The sequence below is a fragment of the Providencia xihuensis genome (genome assembly GCF_041953405.1).
Lineage (GTDB): Bacteria > Pseudomonadota > Gammaproteobacteria > Enterobacterales > Enterobacteriaceae > Providencia > Providencia vermicola.
Genome location: NZ_CP169565.1, coordinates 535,428 through 551,525 on the forward strand (window position 1 = coordinate 535,428; position 16,098 = coordinate 551,525).

Genomic DNA, 16,098 nt, shown 5'->3' on the forward strand with positions numbered 1-16,098 from the left:
AACTATCCAGAAAGTGCAAGAAATCAGAAACAGTGTGGTTATTGTGATAGCCATAACAATATAAAAAATAAAGTTATTTTTATTTTGTTTTAGTAAAATATACATGATTAATCATATTGTTCGTTCTATTTGTATTTTAATTTAACTTTTTATTGGTTTCATTATCTGAAAATCAATTTTTTAGTGGTTTAAAATGCCAAAACCTTTTTTATTGTAGGGGTAATTGACTGTTACTTAATGATTTAACGCCTTTTTTATACATTATCTTTTGTTCTTCTTTATGGGCTATTTCTTGTCGTAAATCTCTCTTTTTCTCTTGTTTTTAAAGGTGATCTGTCCCTTATCTGCAGGGCTTATCCACTCTCTGCATAAATTCAATTTACATGATTAATCATGGATTGACCTTTAATTAACAAAAGAGATACAACTAAGAAACACAAAAAAGATAAAAAACGTTCTGACGTTGACTGGTGAGGTTAAAATGGCTGAGCGCTCGTTTGTTCAAGAAGTTCAAAAGTTACGACAAGGGCAAGGTGATGTTTTCAGTGGTGAAGGCATTCTTGCAGTGACAAAAGCCTTATTAGAATCTGGTGTTTCCTATGTTGCAGGGTATCAGGGGGCGCCAATTTCACATCTCATGGATGTTCTGGCAGATGCACAGGATATTCTGTCTGAATATGGTATTCGTTTCGAAAATAGTGCAAGCGAAGCGACTGCTGCTGCAACGTTAGCGGCTTCTGTTAATTATCCTTTGCGCGGCGCGGTAACATTTAAAGCAACTGTTGGAACAAACGTTGCTTCCGACGCTCTGGCAAACCTTGCGTCAGGCGGTGTATTAGGTGGCGCACTGATTATTGTTGGGGAAGATTATGGCGAAGGTTCCTCAATTATGCAGGAGCGCAGTCATGCATTTGCGATGAAATCACAAATGTGGTTACTTGACCCTCGTCCAAATTTACCTTCGATTGTTCAAGCTGTTAAAGATGGTTTTGATTTATCTGAGGCCAGTAATACACCCGTTATGCTGCAAATGCGTATTCGTTCATGTCATGTGCATGGGCAATTTGTTTGTGCAGATAACCAACATCCAAAATTTACAGTTAAAGATGCACTTGAAAACCCAACTCGCGATGTGAGCCGCATTGTGTTGCCTCCTGCGAGCTTTTTGCATGAAAAAGAGAAAATCGAAGCACGTTGGCCAGCAGCTGTTAAGTTTATTCAACAACGTGAATTAAATGAGTTTTTTGCTGAGGATGCTGATGATGTTGGCATCGCGTTACAAGGGGGGTGCTATAACACATTGATCCGCGCGCTCAACCAAATTGGTTTAGCCGATGTGTTTGGTAATAGCAAAATTCCATTATATGTCATGAATGTTGCTTACCCATTAATTGATGAAGAGTTTGAACGTTTTTGTCGTAATAAAAAAGCGATTTTAGTGTTGGAAGAAGGACAACCGAATTTTGTTGAGCAGAATGTTGCTAGCATTTTACGTCAGCGAAACATCGATATTGAATTACATGGTAAAGATATGCTGCCAATGGCGGGAGAGTATAACACCGCGACGGTACTTGCAGGTCTGCGTTCTTTTTTTGAACGATACGGAAAAATAGAACCTCAAGTCAAAGCGGCTGCGAAACAAATTCGTATTCCAACAATTAACATTGCTGCTGGGCAAACCGAAGAATTATTGCCTGAATATGTCAATGCAGCAGAGCCAACACTCGATGACACTGTGCATGCGCGCCCACCAGGGTTTTGTACAGGTTGCCCTGAAAGACCTATTTTTACAGCAATGAAACTGGTTGAGCGTGAACTTGGCGAGCACCATGTCAGTGCTGATATCGGCTGCCATTTATTCTCTATTCTTCCACCATTCAACCTCGGTAATACAACAATGGGGTATGGCTTGGGTGGTGCAGGAGCAGCGGCATTAAATGCCAAAGCAGGGAAACGCGCGATTTCAGTCATGGGGGATGGCGGTTTTTGGCATAACGGCTTAACCAGTGGTATCGCTAATAGCGTATTTAACCGTAGTGATAACTTAACCATTGTTATTGATAACAGTTATACATCAGCAACAGGTGGGCAAGACATCTTGTCATCAACAGCACTTAACCCAACCCGCAGCACAGGCCATGAAATCGAAAAAGCAGTGAAAGGGGTTGGTGTGAATTGGGTAAAAACCATCAAGCGCACTTATGACTTAAAAACAATGACTAATACATTGCGTGAAGCACTGACTACCGATGAGAAAGGCCCTAAAGTACTGATTGCGCAAAGTGAATGCATGTTAAATCTACAGCGTCGCGAAAAGAAAAAAGTTCGTAGTGATGTTGCTGCAGGAAAACGCGTTGTCCGTGAGCGCTTTGGTGTTGACCCTGACACCTGTACGGGGGACCACTCCTGTATTCGCCTTTCGGGTTGCCCATCGTTATCGATAAAACCAAATCCAGATCCATTAAGAACAGATCCTGTGGCGACAGTGATGGACAGTTGTGTGGGATGTGGTTTATGCGGCGAGGTTTCACACGCTGCCGTTCTATGCCCTTCGTTTTTTAAAGCACAAATTATTACCAATCCAAATCGCTGGGACAAATTACGCCACCGTGTCCGCGGTTGGTTTATTGGCTATTTACAACGTCGTGATGCACGTCGTCGTGAAGAACTCAGTTTCTAAGGGGGAATAAATGCTTTCATCTCCATCATCAATCGCATTACAGCCCATTAAAATCGCCATTTTAGCCATGGGGGGTGAGGGCGGCGGCGTCCTCGCGGACTGGATTGTTAATTTAGGCGAAGAAAACGGTTATTTTGCACAAACCACCTCTGTACCAGGCGTTGCTCAACGTACAGGAGCAACGATTTATTACGTTGAATTGTTTCCTGGCGCGGATAACCCAGAAACGCCAGCACCTGTTTTGGCATTGATGCCAATGCCAGGCGATGTGGATGTTGTCCTTGCCTCTGAACTTATGGAGGCCGGTCGCTCTGTTCAACGTGGTTTTGTTACGCCAGAACGCACGACGTTAATTAGCTCTACACACCGTGTTTACTCTATTGCTGAGAAATCAGCCATGGGTGACGGTCGGGTTGATAGCCAAGCATTGATCCGCCACGCGGGGCTTGCAGCTCGTCAATTCATTCACTTTGATATGGCGCAAGCCGCTCAAGAAAGCGGTAGCGTGATCAGCGCAGTATTATTTGGCGCTTTATTTGGTTCAGGCGTTTTACCTTTTAGCCGCACACAATTTGAAGAAACCATCGTGCGCGGTGGTGTCGGGGTAAAACCCAGCCTGCGTGCATTTGCGCTTGGTGCTGAAAAAGCCGCGCAACCCGAAGAGGCATACCAAGCTCAATCAGCTCAAACAGTTTCGTTACCCCCTAAAAATAAACAAATTTCTGCGCTATTAGCGCGTATTGATCATGAATTTGCTCCTCATGTTCATTATTTAGTGACAGAAGGTGTTCGCCGGTTAATTGATTACCAAGACCCTGCTTATGCTGCGTTGTATTTAGACCGCCTTAACAACCTATTTGCGCAAGAAGGTGGCCAAGATGAGCGTTTACAACGAGCACTTGTTCGCCACTTAGCATTATGGATGTCTTATGAAGACACCATTCGCGTGGCTGACCTCAAAATTCGTGATAGCCGATTCACTCGAGTACGTAATGAAGTTCACGCTAAAGATGACCAATTATTGGATATCAATGAATTTATGCATCCACGTATTGAAGAGATTTGCGAAACGCTTCCCAAGAATTTAGGTAATTGGTTGATGAAGCCACATTGGTTTCACAAAGCGCTTCGCAAACTTACGCAACGAGGGCGAACAATCACTACCAGTTCTTTGTGGGGGTTTTTACAGTTATATGTGCTCGCCGCTTGGAGAAAAGGCAGACGCTCAACTTTACGCTATCAATTAGAAAATCAGCGAATTGAAAAATGGCTCGCAGCAGTGGTTGATGCCGCACGGACAAACCCCGCTTTGGCAACTGAAATTGCGCAATGCCAGCGGGTAGTAAAAGGGTATAGCGATACTCATGCGAGAGGTTTGCGTAATTTTCAGGTTTTGATGGACATCGTGACGCGGCAAGGTAGCAAATTAGCGCCGATTAGCTTACGCGAATTACGTGAAGCTGCGCTTGCTGATGAATATGGCCATGAATTAAAGAAATGTCGCCAACGTTTGGCTATGGATTAAGGATAACATCATGAGTTTATTGAAATTTACTAAACCCTATAAGATCCATTTCTCTGAGTGTGATCCTGCAGGGATCGTGTTTTATCCACAATATTTCGTGATGTTCAATAACCTCCTTGAACGTTGGATTGATGCGCTGATCCCCCAAGGGTTTGCTGGATACATCCTCGAACAACGTTTCGGGTTACCTACTGTGCACCTAGAGGCTGAGTTTAAAGCCATTAGTCGCATGGGGGATGACGTCATCTTAGAGCTGGTAGTTGAGCGAATTGGGCGCAAGTCACTCACGCTGCGCCAACGTTGTATCAGTGTGACGGGGGAGCTGTGTATGCAAGTGACACAAACCTACGTTACAACGTCGTTGATTACACACCAAGCCATTCCTATTCCAGAGGCCTTGCATCAGGCACTCACGGCTCAGTCAGCGGTATAAACAAAGGGGTACTTTCATGAATATAGTGTGTATTGGCGGGGGACCCGCTGGGCTGTACTTTGGGCTACTGATGAAACTGCAAAACCCACAGAACCGCGTAGTGGTCGTTGAGCGCAATCGCCCGTTTGACACGTTTGGTTGGGGTGTCGTGTTCTCTGATGCGACGCTCAACAACTTACGTCACGCTGACCCTGTGTCTGCGCAGACCATTTCTGCAGAGTTTAGTCACTGGGACGATATCGACATTCACTTTAATGGTGCCTGTAATCGCAGCGGTGGGCACGGGTTTATTGGGATTGGCCGTAAAAAGCTATTGAATATCTTACAAGATCGTTGTCTTGAGCTGGGGGTGGAGCTGGTATTTGAAACCCAAGTAACGGATGACCAAGCCATTGCACGTGAGTACAACGCGGACTTATTGATTGCCTCTGACGGGATTAACAGCGCGGTACGTACCCGCTATGAAAATGTCTTTAAGCCCGACATAGACCCGCGTCGTTGCCGCTTTGTCTGGTTAGGCACCAAAAAGATTTTCGATGCCTTTACCTTCCTATTTGCCAAAAATGAACACGGTTGGTTCCAAGTTCACGCGTACCAGTTCCAAGAGGGGTTATCGACCTTTATCGTTGAAACCACCGAAGAAACATGGCTCAAAGCGGGTATCGATCAGATGTCCCAAGAAGATGGCATTGCGTATTGTGAAAAATTGTTTGCCCCGTGGTTAGATGGGGAGAAATTGATTGCCAATGCAGCGCATTTGCGCGGTGCAGCAATTTGGATCCGTTTCCCACGGGTGATTTGTGATAACTGGGTGCATTGGACACAGCCTTCACCAGGTAAAGACGTACCTGTGGTGCTGATGGGGGATGCGGCGCACACCGCCCACTTCTCTATTGGGTCAGGCACCAAACTGGCTTTAGAAGATGCGATTGAACTGTGTGAAAGCTTGAAAACCACAGAAGGGGATTTGCGTAAAGGACTTGAACATTACCAAGCGGTACGCAGCGTGGAAGTGCTAAAAATTCAAAATGCAGCGCGTAACTCGACTGAGTGGTTTGAAAATGTTCGTCGCTATGAAAACCTTGCCCCTGAGCAGTTTGCCTACTCACTGCTAACACGTTCTCAGCGCATCTCCCATGAAAATTTACGCGTTCGCGATGCGGCGTGGCTGGATAACTATGAGCAGTGGTTTGCTACGCAAGCAGGCGCAACAGGGCATGTTCCTCCAATGCTTACACCATTTCAGGTGCGAGATATTACGTTGAACAACCGCGTTGTGGCCTCGCCGACTTTGTTATACAGCGCCACTGATGGTGTGGTGGGTGATTTTCACACAGTGCATCTGGGAAGCCGTGCCCTAGGTGGTGTGGGATTAGTGATGACCGAAATGACGGCTATTGCCCCAGATGCTCGTATGACATTGGGATGCCCAGGGTTATGGAATGATGAGCAGGCGGTGGCGTGGCAACGTGTGACAAAATTTGTGCATCAACACAGTACGGCCAAAATCGGCATTCAGTTGGGGCATGCAGGGCGCCGTGGCTCAACCCAGCGGGGGTGGGAGCAGGAAAACTACCCATTGCAGAGCGGGAATTGGCCGCTCGTATCTGCTTCTGCCTTGCCGTATTTACCGAACGTGTCCCAAACGCCAGCGGCTTTAACAGAAGCGCAAATGGCGACGGTGATTGATCAATTTGTAGCAGCAGCTAAACGGGCAGACCATGCGGGGTTTGATTGGTTAGAGTTACAAGCAGGGCACGGCTATTTATTGTCGAGCTTCTTATCGCCACTGACGAATAAGCGCACTGATAACTTCGGGGGTAACCTTGAAAACCGCCTGCGTTTCCCACTGGCGGTGATCCAGGCGGTACGCCACGTGTGGGGGAAACCGTTGGCGGTACGTATTTCGACCACCGATTGGGTTGAGGGTGGTACCACCGTGGACGAGGCCGTATTGATGGCCAAGGCGATGAAACAAGTGGGTGCTGACCTTATCGATTGTTCATCAGGGGAAGTGTCCCCTGAACAAAAACCCGTATACGGGCGTATGTTCCAAACACCGATGGCAGACCGCGTGCGCAATGAGGCGGGAGTCCCTGTGATAGCGGTGGGGGCAATTACAGATGCTGACCAAGTCAACAGCATTATTGCCGCGGGGCGTGCTGACCTTTGTGCTCTATCACGCCCGTTATTATCGAACCCTGCGTGGCTGCTGCACGAATGTGCCCGTCACGGTTGGGAGGTCACGTGGCCTGCGCCGTATGAATATGGGCGTCAACAGCTGTTGCAGCAAGTCAAATCCAACGGGCGTTAATCGCCCCGTGAATGAGGAGAACGAGCCGATGAACATGAAATCCCATGACCAATACCGTGAAAGCGTGGCAGGCCGCGCAGATGTAGCAGATACCCCTGAGCTTGTGGCGTATTACCAAGAGTTAGCCGACCTGAAAACGGGGGCCTTGTGGACGGTAGCAAACAAGATTGAGCCATGGCAGCCGCAGTCGTCGTCAGTCCCTGTGTTATGGCGTTACCGTGATTTGCGTGAACATGTATTGCGCTCAGTGGAGCTGGTGACCCCTGAAAAAGCGGGGAGGCGAGTGGTTTATCTCAATAACCCAGGTCGTCAAGACGTGGCGGCAGCCGTGGGCTGGTTGTACTCTGGCTTGCAAGTGATGCACCCAGGGGAAGCAGCATCTGCCCATGCCCACTCCTCTTCAGCACTACGTTTTATTATGGAAGGGCGCGGAGCGTACACCATCGTGGAAGGGCAAAAGATGATGCTTGAAGCGAATGATTTTGTACTAACCCCGAATGGGACGTGGCACGAACACGGTGTCGCGGAAGATGGCTTGCCGTGCATTTGGCAGGATGGACTGGACATTCCGCTGGTCAATGCGATGGAAGCGGGTTTTTACAAAGTCCATCCAGACTTACACCAAGCACACACGCGCCCTATTGATTACCCTGTGGGGATGTGGGGCGGTACTGCCTTACGCCCACACGATATCGGCTGGGATAAACCCTATTCGCCATTATTTAAATATCAATGGGGGCCAACCTATGAGGCACTGTGCCGAGCCGCAAACGTGGCCGACGGTTCGCTATTTGATGATGTGCTAATGCATTACACCAACCCTGTAACGGGTGGTCACGTGATGCCCACCATCGGTGCGAGTATGCAATTGCTGCGCCCAGGGTTTGTTGGCAAAGCCCATCGTCACACGGGGAGCTTCATTTACCAAGTGGCGAAAGGCCAGGGGTATTCGATTATTAATGGACAGCGCTTTGATTGGCAAGAACGGGATATTTTCTGTGTGCCATCGTGGATGTTCCATGAGCATGTGAACACCTCACAGACTGATGATGCGTGCCTGTTCTGTTTTAACGACTTACCCGTGATGCAGTCATTGGGGTTGTATTACGAAGAGGCATTAGTGGACAACGATGGCCATCAAAAAATGACGGGCTAGGTGGTGGAGTAAGGGGCAAGATTCACGTCCTAACCTCGATGAAATTATTTATTCAATTGATTTTGTTAGTTTATTTTTTATTTATATTTGATTAACCGATTTTACCTGAAATAGGCAGATGGCGAAACGCCGTATGCTGAGGAGAAAACACCATGCGCTTAATTACTTACCGTTCTGATATCACTGCTGCGGCCCGTTTGGGTGCGATTGTTGACCACCAAGTCGTCGACTTGGCGTGCTTGGCAGAAGAGCAAGGGCTGTACTTACCCGATAACATGCTGGACTTTATTGATTTAGGCCCGCAAGGGATACGTGTGGGGACCGAGTTGCTGAACACCTACCAAGGGAAATTTCCTGCAGGAACGGCTTGGCCAGTGCAAAACGTGAAAATCTTGGCACCGATCCCACGTCCCCGCAAAAACATCTTTGGTATTGGGCTCAATTATGTTGAGCACGTGGCGGAATCCAGTCGTACCTTAGACACATCGAAAGAGCTTCCTAAAGAGCCCGTGATTTTCTCTAAGCCACCGACCACAGTGATTGGCCCAGAAGATGCAATTGAACATAACGCTCAAATTACCCAACAACTGGATTGGGAAGTGGAACTGGCGGTGATTATGGGTACGCGAGCCAAAGGGGTGGCAGCGAAAGATGCGCTGAATTATGTGTTTGGTTATAGCCTAATGATTGACATGAGCGCCCGTGATTGCCGTCGCGCTGGGCAATGGATTTACTCAAAAGGGCAAGATACCTACGCACCATTTGGCCCATGTATTGTTACTGCGGATGAAATTCCAGACCCACACACCTTGGACTTAAGCTTAAAAGTTAATGGCGTGACCAAGCAATCATCCAACACTCGTCATATGTTGTTTAACGTGAACGCGTTAATTGAAGATATCAGCAAGGGGATTACTCTTGAGCCAGGGGACATTATTGCCACGGGTACCCCTGAAGGTGTGGGGGCAGGGCGCTCACCGCAAGAGTGGGTGTGGCCAGGGGATGTGATTGAGGCATATGTACAAGGCATTGGTGAGCTGCGCCATCCTGTAGTGGCGGTGTAAAAAAGGAGCCAAAGCATGTTGAACTTAGCGCAATTTAAAGCCGCAGCGGTGCAAGCGGCCCCCGTGTTTTTGGACACGAATGCCACTGTGGATAAAGCCTGTCGGCTGATTGAAGAGGCGGCGGATAACGGTGCCAAATTAGTGGCGTTTCCTGAAGTGTTTATATCGGGTTACCCGTATTGGAGTTGGGTGATGAACCCGATTGACGGCAGCCCGTGGTTTGAAAAACTGTGCAAATCGGCCATTGAAGTCCCAGGGCCAGAAATCCAAAAAATCGCTCAAGCTGCGGCACGTCACCGTATCAATGTGGTGATTGGCGTCAATGAGCGTAACCCGCACGGTATTGCTACCTTGTATAACACGTTAGTGACCATTTCTGATGAGGGTAAAATTCTGGGGCGTCACCGCAAATTGGTGCCGACATGGGCGGAAAAACTGACATGGGCAAATGGCGATGCGTCCTCGTTAAAAGTGCACCAAACCAGCGTCGGGCCACTGGGTGCCTTGGCGTGCGGGGAAAATACCAATACCTTGGCGCGCTTTGCGTTATTGGCACAAGGAGAATTAGTGCACATTGCCAGCTATATTGCACTGCCTGTGGCTCCGAAAGATTATGACATGGCTGAGGCCATTCGCCTGCGTGCGTCGGCACATTGTTTTGAGGGAAAAGTGTTCACCATCGTTTCTTGCTCGACGGTGTCGACGGAGATTATCGATGCGATGTCAGCGAGCCACCCTGAAGCGCGTGATTTGTTGGCTCGCCCAAACAGTGCATTTTCGGGCATTATCGGCCCCGATGGTCGTGTGGTGGGGGAACCACTGATTGATAAAGAAGGGATTGTGTACGGTGATATTGATTTAAACCGCTGTATTCAACCGCGGCAAATGCACGATATCACGGGGCACTATAACCGCTTTGATATCTTCGATTTACAGGTAAACCGCCGTCCATTGAGTGCTGCCCGCTTTTATGGCGAGGGGCAAAGTGTGGATGAATTAAATCCCATGACTGATAGCGATGAACCGTTTGGGGAGAAAAAATGATGAGTCTGGCACGCACATTTCGGATTGGGCAGATTGTTCCGTCCTCGAACACCACCATGGAAACGGAAATTCCCGCCATTTTACGAGCACGGGAAGCGCAGTTTGCGGAGCGTTTTACCTTTCATTCCAGTCGTATGCGGATGAAAAAAGTGACCAAAGAGGAGCTGGCTCAAATGGATTCTGACAGCGACCGCTGCGCTCTTGAGCTATCGGATGCGGCGGTGGATGTCCTGGGGTATGCCTGCTTGGTTGCCATCATGAGCATGGGGAAAGGTTACCACCGCGTGTCGGAAAGCCGTTTACATCAACGTACGGTGGATAACGGCCACCCCGCACCGATTGTGACCAGTGCGGGGGCGTTAGTGGATGGGCTACATGCCATTGGTGCAAAAAAAGTGTCTATTTTGACGCCATACATGAAGCCGTTGACGCAATTAGTGATTGAGTATATTGAAAGCGAAGGTATTGAAGTGGTGGACAGCATTTCGTTGGAAATCCCTGATAACTTAGCAGTGGGTAGGCAAGACCCGCTGGCGCCAGTGGAAATCACTAAGAGACTCAACTCCAACGTGGATGCGATAGTCGCATCGGCTTGCGTGCAAATGCCATCATTGCCATCGGTGCAATTAATTGAAGACCGAGTGGGTTTACCTGTGCTGTCTTCTTCGGTGGCGACAACCTATATGATGTTGAAAAAGCTTGGCTTAGAGACACGGGCTGATGGATTTGGGTCTTTACTCAGTGGAAAGTTTTAGCTGAATTATCGTCTCCTTCTGCTACTCTTGAGGGGCTAGATTAAATGCAATTATGCATAGCGCGTATCGAGAGGGACAGATGTCAGACTCAAAGGTTTTTGTTGATAATTACTTGCCTGCCCTATTAGGGCAGGCATGGATGTTAGTTTCATCTGAATTTCATGCAATTGTTGAAAAAAAAGGGTTATCGGTATTGGAGTGGCGGGTGCTATCAACATTAGCGGGTAATGGCTCGATGGGGATCACTGAACTATCGCAAAAAACAGTTAGTAAACAACCGACAATTACTCGTGTTTTACAACGCTTAGAACAGCAAGGGCATGTGCTCCGTCACAATAATCATAGTGGGAGTGATAAGCGAATTACATTGGTGAGTGTTACCTCCAGTGGGATGGCATTAGTCGATGGGCTATTAGTTGAAGCACAACAACATGAAGAGGTGGTACTCGCTCCACTAGGTCTGCGTAAGAGTAAGATGCTTAAAGAAGTCTTACAGGAGTTAATTGAGCGCCATAGCTTAGAGAACGTAAGTGAGACAGGAAACACTGAGAAAAAAGCAACCAGCAAAAAACAATTAAAAAATAAAAATAACACTAAAAATTTAATTGAATAATCAATTAATGATAACTTAGAGAGCTATCTTATCCTAGATGAATGATTTTTGTATTACGGATGTTTTTATTGTTAATTATCAAGTTGATAGGTAACTTTCTCACACTTGGTGACACTATTGGGGTAAATGATAACCTAATGATAGATAGGTAATTTCTGAATTTTGTTTTTTTTGTATCTGTTAATTAATTGCTACTTTACATTGATTCAATTTATCTATTAACTTCATTACTGATAATTAATGATTAGCTAAATATGGAGCAATCAATGTCAGTTGTGACACTTGTACTCGTTTTTTTACTTGCGGTTATTGTGAGTGTGTTTATCTCGCGATTGCTCAAAGATATTATTCCATTACCCCTTATTCAGATAGCGCTGGGAGCTGGGCTGTCTCTGTATGGTTTTACGGTTGAATTTGAGCCTCATTTATTCCTCTTCTTATTTATTCCACCATTGCTGTTTCTTGATGGCTGGCGTATTCCAAAAGAAGCCTTATTCCAAGAAATTAAACCGATTATGTCATTAGCGATAGGCCTTGTTGTGGTTACTGTTATTGGCATGGGGTTCTTTATTCATTGGTTAATTCCTGCCATTTCATTGGCCGTTGCCTTTGCGCTTGCCGCGATTTTGTCGCCGACCGACCCCGTTTCAGTTTCTGCGATGACAGTAAACTCTCCATTACCATCGAGGATGGCGCACATACTGGAAGGCGAGTCACTGCTCAACGATGCAACAGGTTTAGTCTGCTTTAGTTTTGCCGTAGTGGCCGCGTTAACGGGGACATTTTCCCTTGCTTCAGCGGCGGGAGAATTCGTCTTTGTTGCATTCGGTGGAATTTTAATTGGCTTAGTGGTCGCTTGGGCAATTGGTTGGTTAAACCAATTTTTGGTTAAGCGTACAGGTGAGGAACCTGCTATCCAAATCATGATCAGCCTGCTAATGCCGTTTACGGCTTATTTACTTGCAGAGCACTTGCATGTGTCTGGTATTTTAGCCGCGGTTGTTGCGGGTATTGCTATGCACTATGAGAAAATTGCAGGGCGTATGCAGGCAGCGACACGGATGCAAAGTAAAGCCGTTTGGGACACTGTTCAAACGGCATTGAATGGGATGATCTTTATTTTGTTGGGTGAGCAATTACCAGGTATGTGGACAAACATGCCAGAAGTTGCGGCCGCCGCAGGGGCAAGCCATCCTTGGATGTTATTTGTTTACGTTGCAATTATTACGGTGGCGCTGGCAATCTTACGTTTTAGTTGGGTTTGGATCTCAATGACCTTGACCGTATTCCATAACCGTCGCCGTGGTAAAGAAGCGGATGTGGTGCATATTCGTATGATGGCGATTATGGCGACGGCAGGTGTACGAGGTGCAATTACATTGGCAGGTATTTTAACACTGCCATTATTGATGCCGGACGGTTCTTTATTCCCAAATCGTGATGTGGCGATTTTCTTGGCAATGGGCGTTATCCTGTGTTCATTATTGATAGCCAGTATTGCATTACCGATTTTAACAAAAGGTTTAGTCCAAGACTTGCCATATGACAATGATGAAATTCGTGCTCGGTTAGCGCTAAATGAAGCGGCTATGGCCCACTTACGTGAGCTAATGAACCACCCTTCAGAGGATATGGATGAAATCGCTATGCGTACCGAGGTTGGGGCACAATTGTTAGAAATTTATGGCAGACGACTCGATAACACCGATGAAACAGAATCTGATGTATATGATTTACATCGAATGATTGAGATGGAACGTCAAATGTCTAACTCTGCATTGAAAGCAAAACGTGAAGCGCTATATCTCATGCGGAAAAATAAAAACATTAATGAGCGGGTTTATCACCGTTTACGCGATGAATTGGATCTGAAAGAAGAAACGCTGAATCACCATAAAAATGGTAAACACTAGTTTATGAAATTAAAGGCCTGAATTTATTCAGGCCTGAGATTGTTGACAAAGCAGGATAAAAGCGTGGTTTTTCCTGCTTTGTGTTATCAGCCGAAAATCAATAAATTGATTTTCCTCGTTTATTTTCAAAACTATCCAACCTGCAGCCAAACCTAATCGGTTTGTCAGCAGTCTGAGGCCTGAATTTATTCAGGCCTTTTTCTGAACAATATAAATGAGAGTGAAAACCGTATTTGACTAATCGTATTGATGGCTGATAAGTTAGCGTTAACTCTATTTAGGAAAAAAATATGTCACAGGTTGTCGCACGTTTAAGCATGATTATTACCATCACTTAGTGGTGGGGATAAGCGACAACCGAAACCCGCCAGGCAAGGCGGGTTTTTTGTTCTTGTCTGGTCAAATCATCAGCAAGGAAACATATATGAATTTAACTGGAACACCACAACTCTCTGATAACAAAGTTCGTTTGCATTTTCTCTGTGGGAAAATTGCGTCTGGGAAGTCAACTCTCGCCAAACAGTTAGCTAAGCAGCCTCGAACGGTTTTATTGAGTGAAGATGAATGGCTTTCGACGTTGTACCCCAATGAAATCACAGAGCTTTCACACTATATAGCTAAAAGCGCCTTGGTGAAAAAGGTGTTGGAAAAACATATCAAGCAATTGATGGAGGCAGGTAATACGGTCGTGATGGATTTCCCTGCCAATACACCAAATCAGCGCCAATGGCTAAAATCACTCGCCCAATTATCGAATGTACCGTATGTTTTTCACGTTTTACAGGTTGATAACGATGAGTGCAAAGCACGGCTTGCAGCGCGTAATTTAACAGGTGAAAACCCTTTTCACACCTCAGACACACAGTTTGATTTAATCACCGCACATTTTTCTTACCCTGCGCCAGATGAACAATTAAATTGCCAGTTTTATCCTGAATAGGTGATATTTTCAGCGGTCTAACTTGTTCGCAGACTGCTGAAAATATTGATTATTTTGGACGGTACATCTTCACATTTTGTTGTTGTTCAATCCAATAGTAATCTGCGGGGCCACCTGCACGTAGCAACGGTTTTTGCACTGCACAATCATAAAGCCCATCAGTTAAGGTGGATTCATCAATATGCACCATGACAACCTCTCCCATGACCATCCACGTATCCAGTAATTGGCCATCAGCGCGTTTAAGTTGCTGATACTGAGTGACCACACATTCCATCGAGACGGGAGTTTGTGCTATGCGTGGTGGCGAAATCAATGTTGAAGGTAGGGTGGAAAGTTGTGTTAAAGCAAACTCACTTTCCCCTCGCTCAAGGGCGGCACTGCTCATATTAACTTGCTCACCAAGGCATAGTGTCGCAAGGTTATAGACAAATTCCCCTGTTTCGATGGCATTGGTGACAGAGTCTTTTTTACCCACGCTGGAAAAGGCCAAAATGGGGGGGGAATAGTTAAAAATATTGAAAAAGCTATAAGGAGCAAGGTTGGTTCGGCCTTGGCTGTCACAGGTTGAGATCCAACCAATAGGACGTGGGCCGATTAAAGATGGAATAGGATCATGGGGAAGTCCATGCCCTTTAGTTGGTTGATAACTATAGAATTTGGTTGTCATTGCAAGCTCCTTTTTTGTTTTATCCTAACGGATAATAGGGGCTGGCGTAAGGTTAAAAAATGAAAAATGCAATGAACGCATAAAGTTAGCAGTCAGCGGATAGCAATGAGTGAATAATAGGCTGATATTACTCACCAATGCGCTGGATAAAACTAGAAGGGCTTTGTCCCAGCCACTTTTTAAACATGGTGGAAAAAGACCCGACACTGCTGTAACCCAAGTCAAAAGCCACTTCGGTAATCGATTTTCCTGCGGAAATATGAGTGATGGCACTGAGCAAACAAGCTTGCTGGCGCCAATCTGAGAAAGACAATCCCGTTTGTGCTCCGAAAAAGCGGCTAAAAGAACGCTCACTTTTATGGAGTTTCGCTGCCCACTCTTGGGGAAGAGAGGTGATCTGAGGCGCCTTTAAAAATTCACGACACATATGGGCGAGGTGCTCATCCCGTGGGATCGGCGCATAAAATGGTAAAGGCTCCGCACGCTCAATTTCGTGCAAGATCAATTGGATCATGGCGCCATCACGGCCATGAAGGTCATATTCGATAGGCGTATCGACAGCTTCCAGTAATAACTGGCGAAGTAATGGTGAAACGCGGAGCACTTCGCATTTGTTCCCTTTGCGTGGTGCCGCTGCGGGTTCGATATATAAGCTGCGCGTACTCACATTTAGCATGCGGGTTTCATGGGGCGTATTGCAGGGGATCCACACACCGCTATCTGGAGGAATAACCCACTCGCCATCATCTGTGCTCACTTCAATCAAACCTGTTGCACCATATAAAAATTGTGCGCGGCGGTGAACATGAGAGTCCAGTAACACATTCGGTAAGTAATCAGTTCCGATCGCGAGAACATCACGTGGAACCGAATCAACGGTTTTAAGGGGGATATTTCTCATGGAAATTCCTCTTGGCTGAAATACAAACATAATGATTTTTTTTTCGAATATAGGCAATTTTTATTGATATAACCACATGTTTTCCATGGT

13 protein-coding genes are annotated in these 16,098 nt (G+C 46.3%); 11 read left to right on the forward strand and 2 right to left on the reverse strand.

Annotated elements, in window-relative coordinates:
- Positions 1–481: 481 nt before the first annotated feature.
- The 11 genes from ACE2AL_RS02310 (at position 482) to ACE2AL_RS02360 (ending at position 14,437) form a co-directional block, all read left to right on the forward strand.
- The gene (locus ACE2AL_RS02310) at positions 482–2,680 is read left to right on the forward strand and encodes an indolepyruvate ferredoxin oxidoreductase subunit alpha (RefSeq protein WP_206086276.1); all 2,199 of its coding nucleotides are present in this window, start codon (positions 482–484) and stop codon (positions 2,678–2,680) included.
- Between the two features lie 10 nt (positions 2,681–2,690).
- On the forward strand, positions 2,691–4,205 hold the full coding sequence (locus tag ACE2AL_RS02315) for an indolepyruvate oxidoreductase subunit beta family protein (RefSeq protein WP_272539602.1): 1,515 nt from the start codon (positions 2,691–2,693) through the stop codon (positions 4,203–4,205).
- A 10-nt stretch (positions 4,206–4,215) separates the two neighbouring features.
- Complete coding sequence (locus tag ACE2AL_RS02320; protein WP_375083923.1) at positions 4,216–4,638, forward strand: acyl-CoA thioesterase; 423 nt, start codon at positions 4,216–4,218, stop codon at positions 4,636–4,638.
- Between the two features lie 16 nt (positions 4,639–4,654).
- Entirely contained in the window at positions 4,655–6,952 is a 2,298-nt protein-coding gene (locus ACE2AL_RS02325; RefSeq protein ID WP_272539600.1) for a bifunctional salicylyl-CoA 5-hydroxylase/oxidoreductase, read from the forward strand.
- A gap of 28 nt (positions 6,953–6,980) precedes the next feature.
- The gene (locus ACE2AL_RS02330) at positions 6,981–8,108 is read left to right on the forward strand and encodes a cupin domain-containing protein (protein WP_206086280.1); all 1,128 of its coding nucleotides are present in this window, start codon (positions 6,981–6,983) and stop codon (positions 8,106–8,108) included.
- 152 nt (positions 8,109–8,260) lie between these two features.
- Positions 8,261–9,172 carry a fumarylacetoacetate hydrolase family protein gene (locus tag ACE2AL_RS02335; protein ID WP_375083925.1) on the forward strand — a complete coding sequence of 304 codons (912 nt, stop codon included), beginning with the start codon at positions 8,261–8,263 and terminating at the stop codon, positions 9,170–9,172.
- Positions 9,173–9,187: 15 nt separating this feature from the next.
- On the forward strand, positions 9,188–10,216 hold the full coding sequence (locus ACE2AL_RS02340) for a carbon-nitrogen hydrolase family protein (protein ID WP_272539597.1): 1,029 nt from the start codon (positions 9,188–9,190) through the stop codon (positions 10,214–10,216).
- A complete protein-coding gene (locus ACE2AL_RS02345; RefSeq protein WP_272516347.1) occupies positions 10,216–10,971 on the forward strand; it encodes an Asp/Glu racemase in 756 nt (251 codons plus the stop codon). Before ACE2AL_RS02340 ends, ACE2AL_RS02345 begins: the two co-directional genes overlap by 1 nt.
- Before the next feature lie 79 nt (positions 10,972–11,050).
- Complete coding sequence (locus ACE2AL_RS02350) at positions 11,051–11,584, forward strand: MarR family winged helix-turn-helix transcriptional regulator (RefSeq protein ID WP_241016898.1); 534 nt, start codon at positions 11,051–11,053, stop codon at positions 11,582–11,584.
- Between the two features lie 266 nt (positions 11,585–11,850).
- Positions 11,851–13,497, forward strand: a complete 1,647-nt coding sequence (locus ACE2AL_RS02355; protein WP_206086283.1) for a Na+/H+ antiporter — start codon at positions 11,851–11,853, stop codon at positions 13,495–13,497.
- Between the two features lie 424 nt (positions 13,498–13,921).
- Positions 13,922–14,437 (forward strand): ATP-binding protein, encoded by a 516-nt coding sequence (locus ACE2AL_RS02360; protein ID WP_272681641.1) that lies wholly within the window; start codon positions 13,922–13,924, stop codon positions 14,435–14,437.
- Positions 14,438–14,486: 49 nt separating this feature from the next.
- Here the strand turns inward: ACE2AL_RS02360 and ACE2AL_RS02365 are convergent, their stop codons facing one another.
- Positions 14,487–15,107 (reverse strand): flavin reductase family protein, encoded by a 621-nt coding sequence (locus ACE2AL_RS02365; protein ID WP_375083927.1) that lies wholly within the window; start codon positions 15,105–15,107, stop codon positions 14,487–14,489.
- 127 nt (positions 15,108–15,234) lie between these two features.
- On the reverse strand, positions 15,235–16,008 hold the full coding sequence (locus tag ACE2AL_RS02370; RefSeq protein WP_272539594.1) for a helix-turn-helix transcriptional regulator: 774 nt from the start codon (positions 16,006–16,008) through the stop codon (positions 15,235–15,237).
- Between the last annotated feature and the right edge of the window lie 90 nt (positions 16,009–16,098).